Raw genomic sequence first — 24,368 nt, 5'->3', positions numbered from 1 at the left:
ATGAGAAAATATTGCATCGCAGTTATTTTAGTTCTATTTTTTACCGTTGTCACTTCTCATGCCCAGGATTTAACCGAAACTGAAGTGGTGGAAACGATGAACAGGGCTTTTGAACTCAACAAGGCTGAGAAATATGATGAAGCACTTGAGGCGTTCCTGCTTGTTGGTAAGAATACTGAGAAACAACGTGCAGAGGAAGAAAGGCAGGTATATGTATGCAGCCAGATAATGGTAGCTATGTGTTGTGAATTAACAGGCAAGTATGAAGAAGGGTATTTGCTTGCCAAGAAGTTACTTCAAGGAAAACTCACAGATGAAGAGAAAGAGAACGCGGCATACCAATATGTTTTAAATGGTTTTATGTTGGCGGCTTCTTATATGCGTATAAATGATGGGCAATTAGGCAAAGCTCGTGAGCTGTTTACAGAACTTTTACCATATGCTGACGAAGATATGAGGCAGCGTATACAGCCAAAGATTCCACTGGCATGGTATTTTGAAGGTGCCCGTTATATGATTTCGCAGCAGTATGATAAAGCCTATCTTTGTATGGAAAATGCACATAATGGATTCAGAGAGATAGGTGACGTGAAAAACGAAGCTGATGTTCTTTGCAACATGGCTGTGATAAAAGGTCATCAGGATGAATACATATCAGTGTTGGAGCTTTATGACGAAGCATATGCAAGAGTTACAACGGTGCAGGATTGGAATCTTATGGCAAATATCAGACATGAACAAAGGGAGATTTATCGTAAGTTGGGTGATAGAAACCATGTGGCAATTGCAACACAGGCAATAGACACTCTTTTGATAAAGGCCAACAACATAGAAGCCATGATAGCAAACAACAATGCATTGGGTGATGACGCTTTCTCTATGAAGGATTACTCATTGGCTGAATCATTTTATTTAAAGAATGAAAAACTGCTTACATTACTGCCGGAAATAAAGCAGCGCAGTGTGGAACATGGAATCTATTCTAAAATGAGGGATTTAAAATACACTGCAGGTGAGTATCAATCCGCTTTGGCATATGGATCAAATTGCATCAGAATGTTTGAGAAGGAATTTGAGGGTGATAGATTGCAACGCTATTTACCTTATAGCAATCAGGCAGATATCTATAGGGAAATGGGTGATAGTGTGAATGCTATGCGTTACGTCGACAGTCTTTTCCTTTGTATGGAAGGTACGGATGCCCCGGCAAGAATGGTGGCACAAGTGTATACTACTCGTGGCAGAGTGTTTGCAAAATTTGGGGAGTATGAGAAAGCAGTCAGTGAGTTTGATATGGCAGATGCTGTTTTGGCAAAGATATGTGAAGCGGATGATGTTAGTCGTACGACCATTCAGGCTTTGAAGGCTGGTGTATTGCACAGACTCAATCGTCATGAGGAGGCAGAAATAGCATACAAACGATATGCTGAGTTGATAAAGAGCAGACAGGGCAACAATTCTATAGCATATGGTGATGCTCTTTATTATCTGGCGAACGCAGAAGCATTTAATGGTCATATAGAGGCTGGTAGAAGGCATTATATAGAGTCTGCAGAAATGCTGCAACAACAGATTAAAGAACAGTTGCGATATGTGTCGTCATCTGAACGGGAAAGCTATTGGGAGTCACTGTCTCAAAAGATGTGGGCAATGACTGCCTTTGGAATTAAAAGCAAGGCCACACAAAACAGTTTTACGGAGGCGAGTTATAATGCGTTATTATTCTCAAAGTCATTACTTTTAGAGTCAGAACGCTCCATGTATGATATCATCCGGAAAGAAGGTACACAAGAGGATGTTGAAGCTTTTACCAATGTGGTTACGCTGAAAGCAAAAATGGCTACGCTAAGCAAAGATTTTGATAAAAACAAAGAAGAATTAGGACGGATTTATGCAAAAATGACTGTAGCAGATAAGCATCTTGCCGCTCGCAGTACATCTTATAAAGATTATACGGCATTCTTGAATGTGAAGTATGCGAATGTTAAGCGTGCGATGAAAGATAGTGATGTTTTGATAGACTTCACTGACTTTAAGGGCGATGATAATAAACGGCATTATGCTGTATATGTAATAAATAATATACAAAAGTATCCTTTGTTGATGGATCTGTTTACGGAGGAATCTGTAGATTCCTTGCTTGGTGGCAAGAGTATTGACCATCTATACAATGAAAGTGTTTCAGAGAAGATGTTCCGTCTATGTTGGCAACCGTTGCAGGAATATGTAAAGGAAGGGGCAAAGGTGTATTATGTGCCATCGGGGGGAATGCACCGGATTTCTTTAGAATCTTTAATGCTGGCAGATGGTAGTTTACTTGGAGAACATTACGATTTTATTCGACTTTCTTCTGCTCGTGAATTGCTTCGTCAATCTGGGACGATAGCAATCAAAAAGAATAGTGAAGCAGTATTGTATGGTGGCTTGCTTTATGATCTCGATACAAATGTACTGGAAGCGGAGAGTAAGAAATATATTCTGTCACCAATGTTTGCCATGCGTAGTGGCGATGCACGTGGTGACAGTATCTTCCATTTTCTTCCTCAAACAAAAGAAGAGGTTCTGGTTGTTGAAAAGATTCTCAAAGAAAAGCAAGTGAAAGTGACATCCTATATGGATGTTAATGGAACAGAGGAGTCTTTTCTTAATATGAGTGGCATGGCTCCAAAATTGCTACTTGTTGCCACACATGGTTTTTATTATTCAGCTGACAACATAGCTAACATAGACTATCTCCAGGGCTATACGGACGCAATGTCGCTCACGGGACTTATTATGTCGGGTGGTAACCTTGCATGGAGGGGTAAGCATCTTCCTGATGGCGTGCTTAGCGGCATACTCACTGCTGCTACTATCTCGCGTATGGATTTGCAAGGGACGGAACTTGCTGTGCTTTCAGCCTGTCAGACAGGGCAAGGCAAGACAACGCCCGAAGGTATTTATGGCTTGCAGCGTGCTTTTAAGAAAGCGGGAGTACAGACGATTATCATGACGCTATGGAATGTCAGTGATTTCGCAACCAAGGAGTTTATGACAACTTTTTTTATAGAACTTGCTAATAATGGATGGAAGAAACGTGAAGCTTTTAATGAGACAAAGCGGATCGTTCGTAAGAAATATCCAGAACCATACTATTGGGCCGGATTCGTTATGTTGGATTAAGTTTCATTGATAATAATACAACCAAAAGCTGCATTAGCACTATGCCGATGCAGCTTTTTTTGTTTACTAATTACGAACCGGCAGGGTTACTTTCTATATTTTTTATCATAAAATAAAGAAACAATGATTAGAGGTTGTGCCCGACACGGATATAGGGTCTAATGGCAATGCGGAATATACAAACAGAAATTACGAATCAGTTACGACAGGTATGTGACGACGTGGAGCTGCTGAAAAACGGATGGTATATTTTTATATATAATGGAGAACATTATATTTATATGCCGGATTCAAAAGAAGCTCTTATTCGATTTAGCATTCCACATCTGACATTGGTTGATAATGATAATGAAAAAAGAATCGCTACTGCAATAAATGAGACAAACAGAGAGGTGAAATTCATTAAGGTAATGCTTTTGGATAATGGTAGTGTTTCTTTGAATTACGATCATAAAATCACTGAAGGTGAACAAATCAATGAAATTGTGGCACATATTATAAAAGCTCTTGATTTCGCTTCTTATTATATCATTAAAAAATTAAAGACTATATGAAACACATTTTTTTTATCCTTATCCTATTTTGTGGCATTACTACGGTGTTTGCTCAAAACGATTATTATCTGAAACAAGCGCAGTCGTATCAGCGTGAAGCAGAGTACTATACTAAGCAAGCGCAGGGCTACGAGCGTGAAGTGGATTATTACAACCGAAAGGCACAAGGTTATCTTCGGGAAGCTGAGTATTACTCCAAGCGTCAGAAGTACGATATGGTACGGAGTTACCAACAATATGCAAAGAATGCTACAGATAGCGCCGAATCGTATCAACGGAAAGCAAAAAGTGCAAGAGAAAACGCACAATCTTATATGAAGAAAGCTGAAGATGCTTTGCGGAAGGCAAAATAAGAAAAAGGATATTTCTATGGTTACTTTTTTGCTCTATATACATAAAGATACAAGATATTTAAAAGTTGCGCCCGACACGAACAAGGGTAGAGGAAAATGAAAACAAAAAATTTCAATCTTATCATTTCGGTTGAAAGCGGCTCGATGGGATCTATTAAAGAACAAGCTTGTGTGGTTTTAAATCAAATAATGGTAAAAGTAAAATAGGATGAAAAAGATTATGAAAGTATTTGGAAGAATCTTGGGGCTGATTGCAGTTTTATGTCTTTGTTTTATAACTTTTATGCTCGTTAGGGAGTATTATAAAGAGTGCCGATTCAATGAATTCAGAGGTGAATTATACAGTAGTGAATGTTGTTCTATTCTAAATTCTAATGAGACATATTCTATTAAAAATCTGAGAACCGGTAAAACAACGATCAAGGGGATAACCTGGTTGTTTGCATCAGAAGCTTATACGGATACATTGGTAATTTATTCGAAGAATTATAAAAGAGGGTATTTCAATCGTTATACAGGAGAGGCTACTATTCGGGAGCAGTATTCCCACGCTTGGATATTTTCGGAAGGATTGGCTGCTGTGGTAAAGAATGATAAGGTAGGGTTTATAAATCATCAGGGTGAAGTCGTTATTGACTTTCAATATCCGTATTTAAAAGATAATGAGCCGCGTATGGATTTTGTTTTTCACGGAGGATATTGTAACATGTATGACAAGAACGGTAAATGTGGCATCATAAATAATAAAGGCGAATGGGTATTGGAGCCACGATACGATCGTATCCAGAATCCTTTATATGGGAAACGGCTTTTTATGAAAGATAACAAATATGGGGTTTTGAATGATTCGCTTTGTGTGGTGATTCCTGCTGAGTATAGATACATTATACAAACAGCCGATTATGTGACTGTTTCTAAACCGGATGAAACTCTGATGCAAATATCGTATAAAGGTGAAATTCTCAATCCGATGCTGTATGATACCATTGACCGTTTGGATTATTCCACAGGGAAATATTCTGATGATGGCACTGAAATTACACTTCCAACCGGATTATATTGTTATACTGTCGGCAATCGTCGCGGTTTGATGAATGAGGATGGAAAACTTATTACACAACCGATTTATTGTGCCTTTTATGTAGTAAACAGACATTTGTTCAGGGCTACACTGCTTGACAGGCAATCGGATGTACTTTTAAATGAAAAAGGGGAGGTTGTAGAATCTTAGAGTGATATATAACTGACTGGATATATAGGATATGGATAACTGGAATCAACAGAAAAAGAGCATGAAAAGTCTATGCAAGGAAGATAAATTTGAATACTTGACTGATATAGCAAAAGATCAGAATAATATCTTTTTATCTTTCTCGATGACCGGAAATTTACAATTATTACGTTTAGAACATATTGGCTATTTTCATTATAATTCAGGAAATAGGCTGTGGGAAGCCGTTTTATGTAATCAGCGTATTTTGGTTTTGAAGAGGAATACAAACGCGGAACAAATACTGAGTTATCACCCTTATTTGGTTCAAATAAGCCAGTCATTTATTATCAACGTAAGTTATCTGGTCATGATAAAAGGAAACAACTGCATACTGCTTCCACCATTTGATAAAGTGGAGGCATTGCAAATCAGTAAGTCGTATCTGAAGAAACTAATGGAGAAATATCCAACTATCTGATACGAAAGAGAAAAAGTAACTTGTGCTATGAACGATTAAAAAAAAGATAAAAATAATGTTGATCAAAAAATGTATTGAGGGGCATTCTTATGATTCGGAAATTTATGGAGATTTATGTCCTTTCTGTCCCACAAGTAAAGAATCTACGATTGAAAAACAGAAGAATAACTGTAATGGCAGTAATGAGAGACCACGAAAAATGAAAGCTTTGTTGGATGAAATTGAAATCTTAGAGAAAGAAGGAGCAGATATCAGTCAACTTTGTATGCAGGTAATTGAACTTGTTGAAGATGCTCATGAAGAATTCTTATATCGTGTACGAAAGAAAGGATATGATCTGCTACATGATACTGCTATAGCTAAGATCGAGATAAAGCAATATTCGGTCATGATACAAACGGCAATACAGGGTGGATTACCTTATGCAAAATATAAAAAAGCGATACGGGATATACAAGTGAGATTCCTTGGAGAAGAATTAGTGAAAAGGCATTTTGACCGATTGGAAAATGAAGGTGAAAAATAATCTATCAAATTGTTTTAAACGAAAAGGATGAAAGAAATTAGTAAAAGAACCATTTATGTGGATCGTTATTCTAATTATAAGTTTTCTTGTTTGGAGGATTTATTATTGCGATTGCCTCAAGGAGAAGCTGTGGAGAAATATTGGCGCGACAAATTCTATATCCGACAATTGATGGTAGATTTATCGCATAGTAGTTATTATCGTCCGATACTAAAAGAGAATAATGCAGAATACGTAATGGAAGTGTTGACGCAGGATGCTCCTTCTTTCAAGCGATTGATAAGTGATCATACTTTGCTGTCTGTTATTGAAAAAGTAAAAGAAAGTATGGGGAGTTATTCCGTTATACGATTATCTTGTGATGCGGAAATTGTAGTGAACAGTCATGTTTATCGGGGCATTTTTGATTTGAAGAGTCAAGGGCGAAATTCGGATTCATCTGTAAGTAGTCGTTGTCAATTATTTCCTTGCTTCGATAGTTCCGACTATATGTATGAGAACCGTTATTATCGTAATTTCTGGTTTTGCATGCAAGATTCGGAAGAATGGAAAACAATCAGTACATTGAAGGAACCTTCGGGTGAATATTGTTTTTTGAATGAAGCATTACCTTCCGAAGCACTTCCAATGGTATACTATAAAGATGAGGATAAAACAATGTTGTTTGCCTTTTATTAGTATATTTGTCTTTCTGTTTTCATTAAGGTTTTAACTGAAACTATTTGAAAGCACAACTGTTTAAAGAAATATGATATAAACAGAAAGGAGAGAAACATTATGATAATAAGAGGAAATGAGATCGATATACGAACCGTTGATGTAATTCGTTATATCATGCCTTTACGTGAGGGAGGTTCGTTGCCAGCTCTTGCCGAAGCTGATGATGGATTTAAGTATGTGGTAAAGTTTCGTGGGGCGGGGCATGGGACAAAAGCTCTTATTGCCGAGCTAATAGGAGGAGAGGTAGCCCATGTGTTGGGTTTGCGTCTTCCGGAAATTGTTTTTCTAAATCTGGATGAAGCTTTCGGGCGTTCGGAAGGAGACGAAGAGATACAAGACCTGTTGCAAGGAAGTCGTGGGTTGAACCTGGGGTTGCATTTCCTGTCGGGAGCATTACCGTTTGATCCTGTGGTGACAAAAGTGGATGCTAAATTAGCCTCACAGATAGTATGGCTGGATGCCTTCTTAACTAATGTGGATCGTACAGCCAAGAATACCAATATGTTAATGTGGCATAAAGAACTGTGGCTGATAGACCATGGTGCTTCTCTGTTTTTCCATCATTCGTGGGTAAACTGGAAGAAACATGCGCTGAGTCCTTTTACACAGATAAAGGAGCATGCATTGTTGGCCGAAGCGAGTGACCTGGAGGAAGTGGACCGGGAATACAAAGAGATATTGACTGATGAAATATTGCGGGAAATAGTAGATTTGATACCCGATGACTGGTTGCATTGGCGGGATAAAGAAGAAACACAGCAGGATATACGAGATATTTATTTTCAATTTCTAACAGAAAGGATACGTCATTCCGAATTATTTGTAAAAGAAGCACAGGATGCCAGAAAAGCACTTATATGAATATGCAGTAATCCGCATTGTACCGAAGGTGGAACGTGAGGAGTTTATGAATGTTGGAGTTATCTTGTTCTCAAAACAGGCTGACTTTATAAAAATGCGTTATGAGATAAATGAAAACAGGCTTAGAGCCTTTTCTCCGGAACTGGATATAGAGTCGTTTCGCGAGCATATGGAGGCTTTCAGTAAGGTCTGTTTGGGGCATGAGACGGGAGGAACAATTGCTTTGTTGGATATTCCGGAACGTTTCCGATGGCTGACGGCTCTGAGAAGTTCCTGTATCCAGACTTCAAGGCCACATGTAGGTTTTTCTGCCAATCTGGATCAGACACTAAATGATTTATTTCAAGAATTGGTGGAATAAGTAGTAAAAACCGGAAATCATAGTATGTATTTTAATTGTACCGTAATGGAATAGAAATTAGACTCGTGTGGTTTTTCAGTCGAATAACCGCTCGATTTAATAGCATCGCACTGGTATTGTAATAATAAAGATGTATCAAGAAACGAAAGGGTAATCAACCTTTCGCTTCTTGATACATAAACCGTTTGATACTTTTCTTAGCTGTCTTTTCAAACTCTTCAAAGTGTATTTTTACTTTGCTTATCTGGCTGAATGCAGGTAATTGAAGGTTTAGCTCCAAACGGTTTGCTTCCATTGCTTTTTCAATATCCGGTTGTTGTAAACCGTGTGCAAACGCATCGTCAAAGTCAGGATATATGAGCGCAACAAGTTTATCATTCTGTAATACAATCAATGACTCTGCTACATACGGCATATTGTTCAGTTTACTTTCAATTTCTTCAGGGTAAATGTTTTGCCCGCTTGAATTAAGCAAAAGATTTTTGCTGCGCCCACGTATTGTTACATAACCTTGCTCGTCTATTGTAGCAAGATCACCTGTGTGTAGCCATCCGTCTTTATCAATAATTTGTGCAGTAGCTTCAGCGTTTTTATAATATCCCAGCATGAGATTGTCTCCTCTACAGATGATTTCTCCCGCGTGGGTGTTGGGGTCGGGTGAGTCAATTTTTACTTCCATTCGGTTGGCTGCTTTTCCACATGAAGCTTTTTTGAGGTTTTGCCAACAGTCCGAACAAATAATAGGGCCACATTCGGTCATCCCATAAGCAATTGTATAAGGAAAACTTATCTTTTTTAAGAAATCCTCGATTTCAGCATTAAAAGGAGCACCGCCGATGATAATATCATTAAAGTTACCACCAAAAATCTCCATGGCTGTTTGCCGGGCGGCTGCTTTCAGCTTATCGTTGAGGATAGGAACCCTTAGTAATAGTTTGCCTATCCTGTTGTCCAGCCGGAGCAGTACCTCTTTTTTGATGATCTTTTCTACAATCAGGGGTACGCATGAAATCAATTTCGGTTTGATTTCGGCAAAAGACTGTGCTATAATTTTGGGAGAGGGCATCCGGGTGAGAAAATAGAGATGTGCTCCTGCCGAGAAACCATACAGGAAATCATAGGTCATACCGAATACATGACCTAACGGAAGCATAGATACAATAGTATCTCCGGCTTGTAGAGGACGCGTTTCATAACAGTAGGTTATATTGGACCACATACTACGGGCAGGAAGCATTACTCCTTTGGAATAACCGGTAGTCCCAGAGGTATAGTTGATTATTACTAATTCTTCGGGATCGCTTTTGCGATATGAAATGTGTTCTTTTCGGAAGCATTTGGGATAACGTCGTCCATAAATCTCATTCCGATGCTCAAAGGCATAAGTCAGTTGATCACAACGGGAAACAAGTGCAGAGAAGTCTTTCAAAGAAGCGATTCCTTTTAATAAAGGCATGGCGTCCTCATTCAGGTTTTCCCATGCCTGATCGCCAACGAATAGAAGTTTTGCTTCGGAGTGATTAACAATGTTATGTATATTGTCGGCTTTGAATTCATGGAGAATGGGAACGATAACAGCTCCATAAGTAACTGTTGCCAGAAAGGCAACTGCCCAATGCGCACTGTTGCGTCCGCAAACAGCTATTTTGTCACCGGGCTGAATACCGGCACTCTCAAGTACAATATGAAATTTTGCTATTTTGCGGGCAACATCCTTATATTGAAGGGTGACTCCTTTGTAATCTGTCAGGGCATTGAGATCCCAATTGTTTACAATACTTTGCTCAATATAATCTATGAACCCTTGTTGTTGTTCCATTTTGTTTTTTGCACATTTGTATTAAAATTGCGCAAAATTAATATTTCATTAACAAAAACCGAATTCTCCTGAAAAGTTTTACAGTAAATTAACGGGAGGCGGAACTGATCGGAAATGAGTAAAACCCACCACAGAGTAACACAGAGTTCCACAGAGTAGTATTTATCTGATGAAACGCGGATTAACACAGATAAACACAGATTAAAAGACTGTAGTTCTCTTAGATGAAAGTCTGCATTAATTCTGCGTTTCAATAAAGATTTAAACTCTGTGTTACTCTGTGGTGAAATATACTCAAAACCGTACGAATTAAAGCAAGAACTGAATGTAATTATAATCAAAAGGTATATCTTTGCATCCGGATACTAAACTTGTCTAATAAAAAGATTACTATGAAAACAATTCTTACATCTCTGCTTGTACTTCTGTTAGGAGTTTTACCTCCCGCTAATATATACGCTGCCAATCGTGTGTATGATGTCTCTGATTTTGGCCTGAAAGCCAATGGGAAGAAAGATGCATCACCTGTCTTGCAAAAGATTTTAGAGAAGATCAAAAGCGACTACCAGGAGGGGGATAACATCATATTACGTTTCCCGACAGGCAGGTATCATTTCTTTGAAAAGAATGCGGCGTCTCGTCAATATTATATTTCCAACCATGATCAGACAAATCCGAAGAAGGTAGGTATTGCTATCGAGAATATGAAAAATCTGACTTTGGATGGACAAGGGTCTGACTTTATCTTCCATGGTCGCATGATTCCGGTTTCTCTATTGTATTCGGAAAACTGTATACTGAAAGATTTTAATATCGACTTTGAGAATCCGCATATAGCACAGATACAAATAGTAGAGAATTCTGTAGAGAATGGTATTACTTTTGAAGTAGCTCCCTGGGTGAACTATCAGATCAGTAAAGATTCAGTTTTTGAGACATTGGGGGAAGGTTGGAAACTTCGTCCTTCTTCTGGCATTGCTTTTGATCCTAAAAGCCGTCATATAGTCTATAACACCAGTGATTTAGCTTATCCGAATAAGGGAGTTATCCAGGTGGCTTCACGTCGTCTCAATATAAAGAACTGGAAGGACAACCGGCTTGTTCCGGGTACGGTAATTGCTCTGCGCACTTATTTTCGGCCTACTCCCGGAATATTTCTTTCGCATGATGTAGATACGCAATTATTAAATGTGAAAGTACATTATGCCGAAGGAATGGGATTATTGGCACAATTGTGTGAGAATATAACCTTAGATGGATTTAACGTCTGTCTTCGTGGGGAGAATGCCCCCCGTTATTTCACTACTCAGGCCGACGCCACTCATTTTTCGGGTTGTAAAGGAAAGATTATATCCCGGAACGGCCTTTATGAAGGCATGATGGACGATGCTATCAATGTGCATGGTACTTACTTGAAAGTTATCAAGCGGATAGACAACCGTACTTTGGTAGGACGGTATATGCACGACCAGACCTGGGGATTTGAGTGGGGACGACCGGAGGATGAAGTGCAGTTTGTACGTTCGTCAACAATGGAGCTCGTGGGAAGCCAGAATAGCATTACGGCGATTGCTCCCTATGATAAAGAGGAAGTTCAGGGGGCGCGTGAGTTTGTTATTTCTTTCCGTGATCCTGTTGAAGCGGTTATTAATGCTGAAAGTGGTTTTGGTATTGAGAACCTCACCTGGACTCCGGAAGTGCTATTTGCTGATAATGTGATCCGTAACAACCGTGCTCGCGGTGCGCTGTTTAGTACTCCTAAGAAAACGATTGCAGAGAATAACCTGTTTGACCATACATCCGGTACAGCCATTCTGCTGTGTGGTGATTGCAATGGTTGGTATGAAACAGGAGCTTGCCGGAATGTAATTATCCGGAAAAATCGTTTTGTGAATGCACTTACAAATATGTTTCAGTTCACAAATGCTGTAATTTCTATCTACCCTGAAATTCCTGACCTGAAATCGCAACAAAAGTATTTTCATGGTGGAGTTGAAGAAGGCATTGTGATTGAAGACAATGAATTCGATACCTTTGATGCACCGATTCTTTATGCCAAGTCGGTGGACGGACTTGTATTCCGTAATAATAACATCCGGATGAATACGGAGTATAAGCCGTTTCACTGGAACAAAAGCCGCTTCCTGCTGGAACGGGTAACTAATGCGAAAATAGAGTAATTACGCGATTGCATATAAAAGTAAAATCAGCTATTATTAAAACGCAGATGATCGCTAAGTAACGCAAAGATTAAATTGTATCTGCGTTAATTAGCGATCATCTGCATTTCTAAAGTCACATATTGATAGCTTTATCCGGCTTTTGACACATCCTCATCGAAGAGGGATTTTTATTCTTTACTCTTCTCTGAAATGAGTAGTAGTTTATCATCTACATGTAGTTTCAGACTTCCGTTCGGTATAAGGAATTCGTCTCCACGTTTTACGATCATAACGAGTGTACCTTTGGGGAGATTCATATCTTTCAGCGTATCGGCTTTCTCTATCATTTCTTGTGTTACAGTCATGTCGCGAAGATCGGAGTCTATCTCTTCGGGCAATTCTACTCCAAAGTCATTTCCGGTTTTCTCGAGCGGAGTGGAGAGATGAAGCAAACGTGCTACATAGGAAACAGTAGTTCCCTGTACTACCAGAGAGATGATGGTAATAAAGAATACGATATTGAATATAGCATTTGATCCTTCCACATTGGCTACTACCGGATAGGTGGCAAAGATAATCGGAACAGCTCCGCGCAATCCTACCCATGACACGAATAACCGCGACTTGAATGTTATTTTCCGGAATGGGAGCAGGCAGAGAAACACACTTAGCGGACGACCGATGACAATCATAAATACCCCGATAAGCAATGCTACACAAGCTACTTCGAGCATTTCGTGCGGATTGACAAGCAAGCCGAGCATGAGGAACATGATGATCTGGAAAAGCCAGGTGAGTCCGTCCATGAAGGTAGCAATCTCTTTTCGAAACATGATCTTATTATTACCTACCATTATACCGGCAATGTATACTGCCAGATAACCGTTTCCATGTAGTCTGTCGGTGATAGCAAACGTGAAGAATACAAATGACAGAAGGAGGATGGGGTAGAGTGACTGGTTATCAATGTTGATTTTGTTGAGGATCAATATAGCCAGTTTACCCAGTACATAACCGGCAGCAGCACCTACCAGAAACTGAATAAAAAAAGAGCCTAATATGGCACCGGCTCCCATGCCGGAAGACTGAACGAACTGTATGAGAACAATCGTAAGCATATAAGCCATAGGATCGTTGCTACCACTTTCCAACTCAAGCATCGGACGAAGGTTGTGTTTCAGATTCATTTTCTGTGAGCGGAGAATGGCAAAGACCGAAGCTGAATCTGTTGATGACATAGTAGATGCGAGTAGTAGTGAAGTCGTGATTGGCAGGTAGATATTACTCCAGCTCATGCCGGAGAGCCACCAGATAAATAGCCCTGTGAACAGAGCCGTAAGTAGCACTCCAACGGTGGAGAGCACGATACCCGGAGTTAATATCGGACGTATTTCTGTAAACTTAGTATCCATACCACCGGAAAAGAGGATAATGCTAAGTGCCACCATACCTATGAATTGTGCGGTTTTTGCACTATGGAATTGAAAGCCCAGACCGTCGCTTCCAAAAAGCATACCAACAACAAGGAATAATAACAGGGCGGGCACTCCGAAACGATATCCGGTTTTACCAACAATGATACTGACGAAAAGTAAGATAGAACCTACAAGTAGAATATTTTCTGCAGTGAATAACATGGGCTATATATTATAAGGGTTATAAATAAGTCTTTTTTTGCTTCACCGTGCGAAGTTACGTAATTTAGATAACAAATAAAACCCCCTTTTGGATGTATTTTGTATCCCGGAAGGAGGTTAAATAGTTTAAAAATGTTATATTTCTACCTGTTTTATTATTAAAACACAGATTATCGCAGAGGTCTGGCTTCTGTTGAAAACTGCTGTGTTTTAGAAGTTATCTATTGAGAGGGAGGAAGAGAACGGAGAGGGGAGGTGAGCAAAACGGTGTGCCGGAAACCTTCGCCACCGTATCGTTTGCCGAACCTCCCCGTGCGGGAAGTACCGGTTAGAATAGTCTTCTTTTAGCTCAGAAACTTCATAATATCTTCGTCTGCTGTACTTATTGTGGCTATTCCGAAGTTATCAATCAGTACTTTCCTTATGTTAGGCGAAAGGAAGGCCGGAAGAGTAGGGCCGAGATGTATATTTTTCACTCCTAAAGACAATAAGGCAAGGAGTACGATCACAGCCTTCTGTTCATACCAGGCAATATTGTATATGATTGGTAACTCATTGATATCTTTCAGTCCGAATACTTCTTTCAGTTTCATGGCGATTACTGCCAATGAGTAACTGTCATTACACTGCCCTGCATCCAGAACGCGGGGAATTCCATTAATATCTCCCAATGGCAATTTATTGTAACGGTATTTGGCGCATCCGGCGGTAAGGATTACTGTATCGTGAGGTAATTTCTCAGCAAATTCAGTATAATACTCACGGCTCTTCATACGTCCGTCACAACCTGCCATAACAAAGAATTTGCGGATAGCTCCACTCTTGACAGCTTCTACCACTTTGCCTGCCAGTGCAATAACCTGTGCGTGTGCAAATCCGCCAATGATCTTACCGTTCTCTATGGCTACAGGTGGTTGGCAGCGTTTGGCATGTTCAATGATAGAAGAGAAATCCTTTTGCTCTCCGTCTTTGGCTTCGGGAATATAAGTTGCACCTTCCAGTCCGCAGGCACCGGTAATGTAGATACGGTCTTTGTAGTTTGCATCCGGGCGGGGAGGTACAATACAGTTACTGGTAAACAGTATCGGACCGTTGAAGCTTTCAAACTCTTCTTTCTGCTTCCACCAGGCGTTCCCGTAGTTTCCGGCAAGGTGTTTATACTTTTTAAGTTGCGGATAATAGTGTGCCGGTAACATTTCACTGTGAGTATAGATATCAATGCCCGTACCTTCTGTCTGTTGTAACAACTCTTCCAGGTCTTTCAGGTCGTGTCCGCTGACGAGGATACCCGGGTTATTTCGTACACCGATATTAACTTCCGACAGTTCCGGGTTACCATAGGTTTCTGTATTGGCAGCATCCAGTTGCGCCATAGCTGATACACCTTGTCTTCCGGTTTCAAGAACCAGGCTGGTGAGTTCGTCTACGGTGATGTCGTCACGGGTTAGTTCGGCAAGTGCATGTTGCATGAAAGCGAATATTTCCGGGGATTCATACCCTAAGTTGTGGGCATGTTCTACGTAAGCTGCCATGCCTTTTAACCCGTAATGTACCAGTTCTTTTAAAGAACGAATGTCTTCGTCTGGTGTGCGGAGCACTCCTACGCTTTGGGCTTTTTCTTCAAATTCGTCTTCGCTGCCATTCCAGGTGCATTCATCGGGGGCATGTTCAATCGTTACTTCCTGGGCGAGTTTACTTTTGAGCTTCAATCCTTCCTTGATTTTACGAATGATGGCTTTTTTATCAAAGTTAGCATTGGTGATCGTTATAAAGAGGGCATCAAAGATAAAGCGGTCCGCTTCGTCCGAAGGACGTTTTTCCTCACGTAACTTTTGGTTATACACGGCAATACCTCTTACTACAAAGAGCAGAAGGTCTTGAAGATTAGCAACTTCGGATGTCTTTCCACAAACACCTCTTAGGGTGCAGCCAGTGCCTTTTGCTGTCTCCTGGCATTGATAACAGAACATGTTCATAATTTCTACGTATTTATTGGTTATTAATTGAACGCAAAGGTAGAGGAATGGTTTAAGGCAATTCTGTAACCAATGTTACAAGTTAGTGGAAAATTGAAAATTGAAAGTTGAAAATGGGCTGCGTGGGTGTAGTGCAGGAGTAACTTTATTCCTCCCTGTCATCCGAATGGCACTTTCCCGTGTGGGAAGCACTCACCGTCAATTGAATCAACGCTTGTTTTTGTAGGATTGTTATTTGTTTTCTATCTGCTATTATTAGCTTATCTTCTTGCATGTGAGCTAGTTCCCGTGCCAGTGAGGGGCGGGATACTCCGAAGTAATCACTCAATTGTTGTTGTGAGCGATTGAGTGTGATATGTTCACTTTGCTGCTGATTGGATAGGCGAAGCAGATAGGATGCCAGTTTCTGCCGGATTGTTTTGAAGGACATGAAAAACAGTTTATCCGAGAGGGTATGGGCGTAATTAGCAGAGAGATTCATATAATTTTCCAGAAACTTCTCGTTCTTTCTGAATAACTTTAGTACGCTTGTCTTAGGTATTTCAATCACTTCAGTAGCCTCATTAGCAGTAACTTCTACCGGATAACGATTCTCGTTTCCGAAAAGAAAAAGCGGTGCTATCGCTCTTGGTGCGGCAATGTCTTCTACCTTTATCAACCTTCCGGAGTCGTCAATCATCTCTCCGCGTACACTACCTTTTATGAGAATTACGAGGCGGTTGCATACATCGCCCTGGTGAGCAAGAATTTCTCCTTTCCGATAGATCCGGGTATGAAAATTAATCTCTCTGAGATCTTCGGTGAGTACATTGGGAGCAATACCATTGAATAGTGGGTTGTTGGCAAGTATTATCATGAGTGGTGTTTCTGTTAATTTGCACTTATATAAACAGATGAGCGGACTTTTTTGTTTGAGAAAGTATTGTCACAGAGGTTATTTAAACTTCAGTATGAACCTGGTTTCTTTTCCCGGCAACAGTGTAATACTTCCGCCGGACAACCTCATAATCTGCCTGGATATGCTGAGACCAATGCCGCTTCCCCCTTCTTTGGTGGTAAAGAAAGGGATGAAGATATGTTCTGCTACTTCCGGCGGGATCACAGGACCATTGTTCTTTACTTCTATGATTACTTCTTCTGCCTCGTTGCAACAGGCATGGATGGAGATGCAACCGTCCGTTTGGTCACCTATTGCCTGTATAGCATTCTTCAACAGATTGATAACCACCTGTGAGATGAGGTTTTCGTCTGCATACAGAATCAGGTCGGCGGGTGATACGTCGGTCCGGAAAGAGATGTTACCGTCCGGATTCTGGTGCTTTGCCAGCTCTACCATGCGATCAATAAAAGCCTTGACATAGAATAACGATGGTTCGGGTACGGGGATACGTGTGAAACGGCGGTAGGATTCGACGAAAGAAAGCAATCCTTTTCCGGTAGAACTGATTGTTTGCAAACCGTTGCATATCTCTTCGTCTTTTGTATCGGCAAGAGAGAGCAAGGTATCACTCAGAGAGGTAATAGGAGTAACTGAGTTCATGATTTCGTGAGTCAGTACGCGTGTCAGGCCTATCCAGGAGTCTATTTCCTTATCATCCAGTTCGGTGTTGATATTGTTGAGTGTCAGGATACGCAGGTGCTCTTTCCGTACGGTGATGTCTGATACACGTATGGATAAATTCACTGTTTCCCGTTCGTTGTTGAAAGTGGTTTGCAGTTTATCTCCCGGGCGACAGGAAGAGAGTATTTCTACTAATCCTGTATCTATCTGACTTAGTTGTTGCACGTGGGTGAATACACTCAATCCGAGCAAACGGAGGGCTTCTTCATTTTTCTGATAGACCGCACCGTTATCATTCAGTACCAGCAGTCCGGTACTGATGCAGTTGAGTATGAGTTCGTAGTATTTTTCCTGTTGTGCTGTGTCTGCCTTTACATTATATAATATACGTCCCACACGGTTAAGGGCACGGTTTATTTCCCGGTTATCGGATGTACTTTCTTCTTCGGGAAAATGAAAGGAGTTATCGTTGTTCTCCAGCGCATCAATCATGAAAAGTACCTGACGGGTATGATGACGATAAAGTCGTAACTGCCACCAAAGACTCCATAGCAGGGTACAAAGGCATATGCCCATCCAGACGAAGGTTCCATTTGTGGCAAGCAAGGTTGTGGTGATGCCCAGAGAGAGGCTTAGCAGCACGCGAAACCAGTATTTGTCTGTTAGTTGCCGGAGGAGTGAACTCATAAGCCGAACTTTTTCATCTTGTTGTACAACGTCTGCCGTGTAATGCCCAATTGAGCAGCAACGGCAGAAAGATTTCCTCCGCATTTCTCCAACGCTTTTTGTATCATCTTCATTTCCATCTCTTCAAGAGTGGAAGCGGTTGTTTCAGGCATTTCCGTACGGCGGGAGAGCTGAAATATTTCAGCAGGTATTACTGCTCCGTCACAGATGATAATTGCTTTTTCGATAGCATGTTCCAATTCGCGGATATTACCATACCAGGGATGAGCGGTCAGTTTGTCTTTGGCAGAAGGTCCGAGGCTTATCAAAGCCTTATCATATTGTTTGCAGAATCGGGCGATGAATCGTTCGGCCAGTGGAACAATGTCTTCCTTTCGTTCGCGCAGAGGAGGGATTTCTACATGAATCGTATTGATACGATAGAGCAGGTCCTCACGAAATTCATCCCGGTTTACCATTTCCTGTAAATTACGGTTAGTGGCACAGATAAGACGTATATCTATCGGTAACGGTTCATTACTACCTACCCGGACGATGCTCCGTCGTTGGATAGCAGTCAATAGTTTGGCTTGCAGGTGGTAGGGGAGGTTTCCTATTTCATCCAGAAAAAGTGTACTGTGGTTGGCAGCTTCAAATTTACCGGTACGGTCGGCATATGCATCCGTGAATGAGCCTTTTACATGTCCGAATAGTTCGCTCTCAAACAATGATTCTGTGATAGCACCCATATCCACTACTATCATTTCCTCTTGTTTTCGCTGGGAGAGGGCGTGTATTTCCCTTGCCAGCATCTCTTTACCTGTGCCGTTTTCACCGGTGATGAGGATATTGGCATCGGTGACAGCTACTTTCTCTATAAGCTGGCGCAGTTGTTGCATGGCGCTGCTTTCTCCCCAATACATGGAATTACAAGAATTGTTTTCCTGCTTTGTGTGTTTTTTCTTTCCACCTTTTGCCTGGGTGGCGGCAGATAGCAAGGTTTCTACCAGTTTCTGGTTGTCCCAAGGTTTTACGATAAAGTCTGTAGCACCTTCTTTAATACCTTTTACAGCAAGGTCGATATCAGCATAAGCCGTGAAAAGGATAACGGGTAGTGTCGGACGTAGTTTCTTTATTTCATGTAGCCAGAAAAGTCCCTCATTTCCGCTGTTGATACCAGATGTAAAGTTCATATCAAGAAGAATCACTTCGGGAGCTTCTTCGCGCAATACAGCCGGTAAAGTGACGGGTGAAGGAAGAGTGATAACTTTTGTAAAGTAGTTTTTCAGGAGTAGCTGAACGGCTGTCAGTACTCCTTTATTATCATCGACGATAAGAATAGTTCCTTGTTTACTCATAAATTTGAGAGTTAATATCGGAACAAATATACGTAATAAAATGATTTGTGAGTAGTGATTCGTGATAAATGAATAGTCAACTACCGATTCGTACCCCCTATTAAAACAGTTGTAATTTCAATCCAAATGAAAGACTAAGATAGTCTCTGGGACGAAGATAACTATTTGTTGCAGCACTTATCAGATACAGGTCGCACGTACTTAATTCGTAGAAGAAAGTAATTGATTTTGCTGTATATCGTCGTTGGGGATCTATATCATAAGTAAGCCGTTGGCCCAGGAAGATATGTGAACGTATCTTACTGGAGAAACCGTAATATCCTTTGGGGTACCGGTCTGGTTCGTGAACCCAGAATTCATTACCGAATACCGTGTTGAAATAGATACCGCAAGTCAATGGTTCAGTAGAGAAACCTCTGCCCAGGTTGAGGCTCCAGGGCATATAGTTTTGTTTTAGTGTCATGGTCACCTTTGTACGCTTGGAATCATATTTGGGTATAAATCCTAAAAACACATCCGTTTCCCACTGATTCTTTTTTCCGTAATCCCATCCTGTGCCAAAGGACAGTAATCCCATGTTTCCGGCAAACTGTACTTTGGTGTGTGTGGGTATTAGTTTTTCCCAGTGTCCACGGTAGCGGTGGATACGTTTGTCATATTTATTGGGTTTTACAATTGAATCTTGTTGTGCAAAGCTGCCGGGACTGAATAGCAGAAGCATTAGTCCGGCACAAAGAGCATATTTAAAAGTTGACCAGTTCATAAGTATAATTGTCAGGGGTAATAGTAAATAACATGTAGCTACGGTGTTTCATGCAATCGCTTCCATAGTATATAACGCCATCGTCAAAAAGATCGTCCGTGCTTACTCTATGGTCATGTGCATTCAGGCAAAACTGTAACTGGGGATACTGTGTTATGTAACGTTGAAAGACTTTTGAAACATTGTTATTGAATACGTCGGAACCGGGTCTTGCGTGCATTGCTACTACGGTCTTCTCAAATTCATCTTGTCGCTCCGTCAGTTGGTTCTCAATAAAATTGAAATCAGGTATCGGCTCAGAATAATCAAACTCCAATGCATTTGTGTTGAGGCAAACAAACTTTGTGTTTCCTGCAATGAAAGAGAAATTTGCCGGACCGAATATTTTGGTATATGCTTCTCTTCCCGTTCCTAAGCAATCATGGTTTCCCAATAAAACCACATAGGGAACTTTCAGGCTATTCATGAGATCGCGCTGCCATATAAACTCACTGGTGACACCGAAATCGCTTACATCTCCTCCGTGAATGACAAAGTCTATGTTTTTCAGTTGGTTGATGGAGCTTATACACTTCTCAGTTTCGTCATACCACCGTTGCGAATCGCCCATGGCTACAAAACGGATGGTTGTTTTGTCTTTACAGTTGGCTTCTATTCTTTTGATGTTTTTGGCATTGACCTCTGTTTCTCCTTTGATATGTACATCGTATGGATGATAATCTATCATATCGCATCCTGAAAGTAGAAACAGATAAATCAAGAAGCCGCTAATCTTTTTTTTCTTCATACTCCTAATTCGTTAATTGAAAACTTCGCGCAAAGATAAAGTTTTCTTCTTGGCGAACAATAGATGCTTACTCCGATTCAGTGTTATAGAACAATTTTGGAGAAGTATTGTCTAATAATTAGACGAACGTTGTCTAATAATTAGACAGCTGTACAAAACCTGTTTTCTTGTACTTCTTTGTTTCTCAATGTTTTAATTGCTTTGGCATACTTTCTGCTTTATAAAGAGAAACATAGAATCTGTTTTTATGAAACAAATGCTGATGAATAAAACAATTAATATGATTTCTTTAAGATTAACTGGCTTCATGCATTGCCAGCGGGAGAGGTGACGTTGTGAAACGTTTCTTCTCCGTTTCTGAAAAGAACAATTAACTTTGCAAGATATATGAGACAACTTTATTATGTAATTAGAACATTGCTTCGGGGACGCGGTTCCAATCTTATCAAGATCATCTCTCTTGGACTGGGATTGACGATGAGCATTTTGTTGTTTGCCCGTGTGGCATTCGAACAGAGTTTCGACAAATGTTACAAAGATTATGACAACCTTTATCAGGTTTTCTCTATTTTCACTGTTAACGGTGAGAAGAGCGAACCGCAGGATATGAATTACGGTCCTGTGGCAGGTGCTATCCTTGAGAATTTCCCAGAAGAGGTAGAAGCTGCTACCAGCATTTGTAAATGGGCGGCCTCATTACCTCTATATAACGGAAGCGTCCGGTTTGATGATAATAAGATAATGGCAGATTCGCTCTTCTTTCAGACAATGGGTATCGAGGTGCTTAGCGGTAATCCGAGAGATCTGATGCAGAAGGATGTTATTTTCCTGAGCGATCGTTTGGCTGCAAAGATCTTTGGTGGAGAGAATCCTGTCGGTAAAGTACTCAGCTATAATAAATCCATAGAAATGACGGTAAAAGGCATCTATGCCGCTTTACCCGAAAACACGACCTTACGCCCCGAAGCTGTGATATCTATGCCCAGCATGTGGAGTCGTGATATAGGCAACTATTCCTGGGATGGCGGCGACAGTTATTTTGAATACATCCGTTTCCGCCCCGGGGCAGATAAGGAAGCTGTCATTGCACGTCTGGACGGTATGATACAAAAATATCTTCCCAAAGAAGGTGAGGGAATGTATGGCTATACAGCTGTGGTGAAACCCATCCGTGATGTATACCGTAATTATGACGAGGTAAAACGGATGAAGAGTATAATGAGTATTTTAGGATTTGCGATTCTTTTCATTGCCGGATTGAACTATGTGCTTATTTCTATTTCTTCATTGGCTTACCGTGCCAAGTCCGTGGGTGTACATAAGAGTAGTGGCGCGAGCGGTGGTAAGGTTTTTGGAATGTTCCTGCTGGAGACCGGTATCATTATTCTGCTGGCACTGTTGCTGATGTTACTGATATTAGTGAACTTCCGCGAGTTTTTTGAAGATACAACCGCTGCCAAACTGGAGTCATTGTTTGCTTTTGACAGGCTTTGGGTACCGTTATTTACTGTGTTCCTATTGTTTCTGGTAGGTGGCATATTGCCGGGACGAATGTTTGCGCGGATACCTGTGTCGCAAGTATTCCATCGCTATACGGAGGGAAAAAAGGGTTGGAAACGTCCGTTGCTGTTTATTCAGTTTGCTGGAGTAACTTTTATATGCGGATTGATGTGTGTAGTGATGGTTCAATACAAATATGTATTGAACAAAGATACGGGCTATAATCCGAAACAGGTTGTTTATAGTTATTCCACCTTTGGTGGTACATCAGAAGACAGTAATTATGCCCGTCAGTTCTTCAAAGGATTGCCCTATGTGGAGAGTGTTTCATCAGCTTCATACCCTCCGTGCATTGGTTTTAGCGGTATGATGATACAGAATGAGGGTGGACAGGCACTTTTCTCTTCCCGTTTTTGTGAGGAAGAAGAAAACTATCCCGCTATGATGGGAATGAAGATGAAACAGGGACGTATGGCCCGCGAAAAGGATGAAGTGGTGGTGAATGAGAACTTTGCAGAACGGATGCGTTGGGGAAATGAGATAGTAGGTCGTATCGTTCATGCTGAAGGCAGTACTTACAAAGTTGTGGGAGTATTGAAAGACTTTCGTACCAATAGTTTTTATAACGAACAGGAACCGCTCATTGTCCATTGTTACAAAAACTTTGGCAATTGTATCCACGTTCGTTTGAAAGAACCTTTTGCCGAGAATTTACGTAAGCTGAATGAGGAATCCTCTGAAGCTTTCCCCGATAAAACAGTCAGTTTCCGTAGTCTGGAGCAGAGTATGGCAGAGAATTATAACGCATTACGCGTGTTTCGCAATGCCACACTGATGGCAACTATAGCCATGTTCTTTGTGATGCTGATGGGATTGATAGGTTACACGGCAGATGAGGTGCGCCGACGTAGTAAAGAGATTGCCATCCGCAAAGTGAATGGAGCCGAAGCATCCGGTATTCTGGAACTTCTGTCCAAAGATGTTCTCTATGTGGCATTGCCGGCAACAGTTATCGGCAGCGTAGCATCGTGGTACGTCAATACGATGTGGATGGATATGTTTGCCGAACACGTACCGCTTAACTGGATGGTGTATGTATGGGTGGTTATAGGTGTCCTCATTGTTATTGTTGCCTGTGTTGTCTGGAAGGCATGGCGCATAGCCAATGAAAATCCGGTGAATAGTATAAAGAGTGAATAAACAGAAGATAAATCAATAAAATAAATAGCAGTATGATACAGATTGAAAACATTAGTAAGGTATTTCGCACTTCAGAAGTAGAAACCGTAGCATTGAATCATGTTAACCTAAATGTTAAGGAAGGAGAGTTTGTTGCCATAATGGGACCTTCGGGTTGTGGCAAGTCTACACTATTGAATATTCTTGGGCTATTGGATAACCCTACTGAAGGCTCCTATAAATTGTTAGGAGAAGAAGTAGCCGAGCTGAAAGAAAAAGAACGTACCCGCGTGCGTAAAGGCAAACTGGGATTTGTATTCCAGAGTTTTAACCTGATAGACGAACTGAACGTCTATGAGAATGTGGAACTCCCCCTGACGTACCTCGGCATAAAGGCATCCGAACGTCGCCGCATGGTAGAAGACATCCTGAAACGAATGAATATCAGCCATCGTGCCAAACACTTTCCTCAGCAACTCTCGGGTGGACAGCAACAGCGTGTAGCCATTGCCCGTGCGGTAGTCACTAACCCCAAACTGATTCTTGCCGATGAGCCTACCGGTAATTTGGACTCAAAAAACGGTGCCGAAGTGATGGCTTTACTTACCGAACTTAATAAGGAAGGAACTACTATCATTATGGTAACTCACTCTCAGCACGATGCTTCGTTTGCACATCGTACGGTACACCTCTTCGATGGTAGTGTTGTGGCAAGTGTAACGGCATAAAATA

20 protein-coding genes are annotated in these 24,368 nt (G+C 40.9%); 12 read left to right on the top strand and 8 right to left on the bottom strand.

Annotation, left to right across the window (positions count from 1 at the left end):
* The 9 genes from K8P02_RS09245 (at position 1) to K8P02_RS09205 (ending at position 8,228) form a co-directional block, all read left to right on the top strand.
* Positions 1-3,162, top strand: coding sequence for a CHAT domain-containing protein (locus K8P02_RS09245; protein ID WP_025867256.1), 3,162 nt, complete (start codon positions 1-3; stop codon positions 3,160-3,162).
* Positions 3,163-3,329: 167 nt separating this feature from the next.
* Entirely contained in the window at positions 3,330-3,716 is a 387-nt protein-coding gene (locus K8P02_RS09240; protein ID WP_155921447.1) for a hypothetical protein, read from the top strand.
* Positions 3,713-4,069, top strand: coding sequence for a hypothetical protein (locus tag K8P02_RS09235; RefSeq protein WP_025867258.1), 357 nt, complete (start codon positions 3,713-3,715; stop codon positions 4,067-4,069). The genes K8P02_RS09240 and K8P02_RS09235 overlap by 4 nt, the downstream gene beginning before the upstream one ends.
* Before the next feature lie 208 nt (positions 4,070-4,277).
* Positions 4,278-5,300 carry a WG repeat-containing protein gene (locus tag K8P02_RS09230; RefSeq protein WP_223382242.1) on the top strand — a complete coding sequence of 341 codons (1,023 nt, stop codon included), beginning with the start codon at positions 4,278-4,280 and terminating at the stop codon, positions 5,298-5,300.
* A gap of 61 nt (positions 5,301-5,361) precedes the next feature.
* Positions 5,362-5,760: a LytTR family DNA-binding domain-containing protein gene (locus K8P02_RS09225; RefSeq protein ID WP_025867259.1), complete on the top strand. Its 399-nt coding sequence runs from the start codon at positions 5,362-5,364 to the stop codon at positions 5,758-5,760.
* 55 nt (positions 5,761-5,815) lie between these two features.
* On the top strand, positions 5,816-6,286 hold the full coding sequence (locus K8P02_RS09220; RefSeq protein ID WP_195660085.1) for a hypothetical protein: 471 nt from the start codon (positions 5,816-5,818) through the stop codon (positions 6,284-6,286).
* Between the two features lie 27 nt (positions 6,287-6,313).
* Positions 6,314-6,964 carry a hypothetical protein gene (locus tag K8P02_RS09215; protein WP_025867261.1) on the top strand — a complete coding sequence of 217 codons (651 nt, stop codon included), beginning with the start codon at positions 6,314-6,316 and terminating at the stop codon, positions 6,962-6,964.
* A gap of 120 nt (positions 6,965-7,084) precedes the next feature.
* A complete protein-coding gene (locus K8P02_RS09210) occupies positions 7,085-7,867 on the top strand; it encodes a HipA family kinase (RefSeq protein ID WP_085929648.1) in 783 nt (260 codons plus the stop codon).
* Positions 7,845-8,228 carry a DUF3037 domain-containing protein gene (locus K8P02_RS09205; RefSeq protein WP_025867262.1) on the top strand — a complete coding sequence of 128 codons (384 nt, stop codon included), beginning with the start codon at positions 7,845-7,847 and terminating at the stop codon, positions 8,226-8,228. Before K8P02_RS09210 ends, K8P02_RS09205 begins: the two co-directional genes overlap by 23 nt.
* A gap of 154 nt (positions 8,229-8,382) precedes the next feature.
* Here K8P02_RS09205 and K8P02_RS09200 read toward each other — a convergent pair whose 3' ends face one another.
* Complete coding sequence (locus K8P02_RS09200; RefSeq protein WP_002560627.1) at positions 8,383-10,047, bottom strand: long-chain fatty acid--CoA ligase; 1,665 nt, start codon at positions 10,045-10,047, stop codon at positions 8,383-8,385.
* 392 nt (positions 10,048-10,439) lie between these two features.
* Between K8P02_RS09200 and K8P02_RS09195 the strand changes: the two genes are divergently transcribed.
* Positions 10,440-12,227, top strand: coding sequence for an alpha-1,3-galactosidase-related protein (locus tag K8P02_RS09195; protein ID WP_007485244.1), 1,788 nt, complete (start codon positions 10,440-10,442; stop codon positions 12,225-12,227).
* Positions 12,228-12,397: 170 nt separating this feature from the next.
* On the opposite strand, the gene K8P02_RS09190 is transcribed toward K8P02_RS09195, so the two are convergent.
* From K8P02_RS09190 to K8P02_RS09160, 7 genes are all read right to left on the bottom strand, one after another.
* On the bottom strand, positions 12,398-13,846 hold the full coding sequence (locus tag K8P02_RS09190) for a potassium/proton antiporter (protein ID WP_002560625.1): 1,449 nt from the start codon (positions 13,844-13,846) through the stop codon (positions 12,398-12,400).
* 344 nt (positions 13,847-14,190) lie between these two features.
* On the bottom strand, positions 14,191-15,822 hold the full coding sequence (gene hcp, locus K8P02_RS09185; protein ID WP_025867263.1) for a hydroxylamine reductase: 1,632 nt from the start codon (positions 15,820-15,822) through the stop codon (positions 14,191-14,193).
* Positions 15,823-15,967: 145 nt separating this feature from the next.
* Positions 15,968-16,678, bottom strand: coding sequence for a Crp/Fnr family transcriptional regulator (locus K8P02_RS09180; RefSeq protein WP_002560623.1), 711 nt, complete (start codon positions 16,676-16,678; stop codon positions 15,968-15,970).
* A 78-nt stretch (positions 16,679-16,756) separates the two neighbouring features.
* A complete protein-coding gene (locus K8P02_RS09175) occupies positions 16,757-18,070 on the bottom strand; it encodes a sensor histidine kinase (RefSeq protein ID WP_025867264.1) in 1,314 nt (437 codons plus the stop codon).
* Complete coding sequence (locus tag K8P02_RS09170; protein WP_002560621.1) at positions 18,067-19,407, bottom strand: sigma-54-dependent transcriptional regulator; 1,341 nt, start codon at positions 19,405-19,407, stop codon at positions 18,067-18,069. The genes K8P02_RS09175 and K8P02_RS09170 overlap by 4 nt, the downstream gene beginning before the upstream one ends.
* 100 nt (positions 19,408-19,507) lie before the next feature.
* The gene (locus K8P02_RS09165; protein ID WP_223382408.1) at positions 19,508-20,128 is read right to left on the bottom strand and encodes a hypothetical protein; all 621 of its coding nucleotides are present in this window, start codon (positions 20,126-20,128) and stop codon (positions 19,508-19,510) included.
* 22 nt (positions 20,129-20,150) lie between these two features.
* Positions 20,151-20,957, bottom strand: coding sequence for a metallophosphoesterase family protein (locus K8P02_RS09160; protein WP_002560619.1), 807 nt, complete (start codon positions 20,955-20,957; stop codon positions 20,151-20,153).
* Positions 20,958-21,344: 387 nt separating this feature from the next.
* On the opposite strand from K8P02_RS09160, the gene K8P02_RS09155 reads away from it, so the two are divergent.
* Both K8P02_RS09155 and K8P02_RS09150 read left to right on the top strand, forming a co-directional pair.
* Entirely contained in the window at positions 21,345-23,657 is a 2,313-nt protein-coding gene (locus K8P02_RS09155) for an ABC transporter permease (protein ID WP_025867265.1), read from the top strand.
* 32 nt (positions 23,658-23,689) lie between these two features.
* Complete coding sequence (locus tag K8P02_RS09150) at positions 23,690-24,364, top strand: ABC transporter ATP-binding protein (RefSeq protein WP_002560616.1); 675 nt, start codon at positions 23,690-23,692, stop codon at positions 24,362-24,364.
* Positions 24,365-24,368 lie beyond the last annotated feature (4 nt).

The sequence above is a fragment of the Bacteroides nordii genome, from assembly GCF_019930665.1.
In the GTDB taxonomy this organism is placed as follows: Bacteria; Bacteroidota; Bacteroidia; order Bacteroidales; family Bacteroidaceae; genus Bacteroides; species Bacteroides nordii.
Note: the sequence above shows the minus strand (reverse complement) of the source record. Positions and strands in the feature narration are given on the sequence as shown.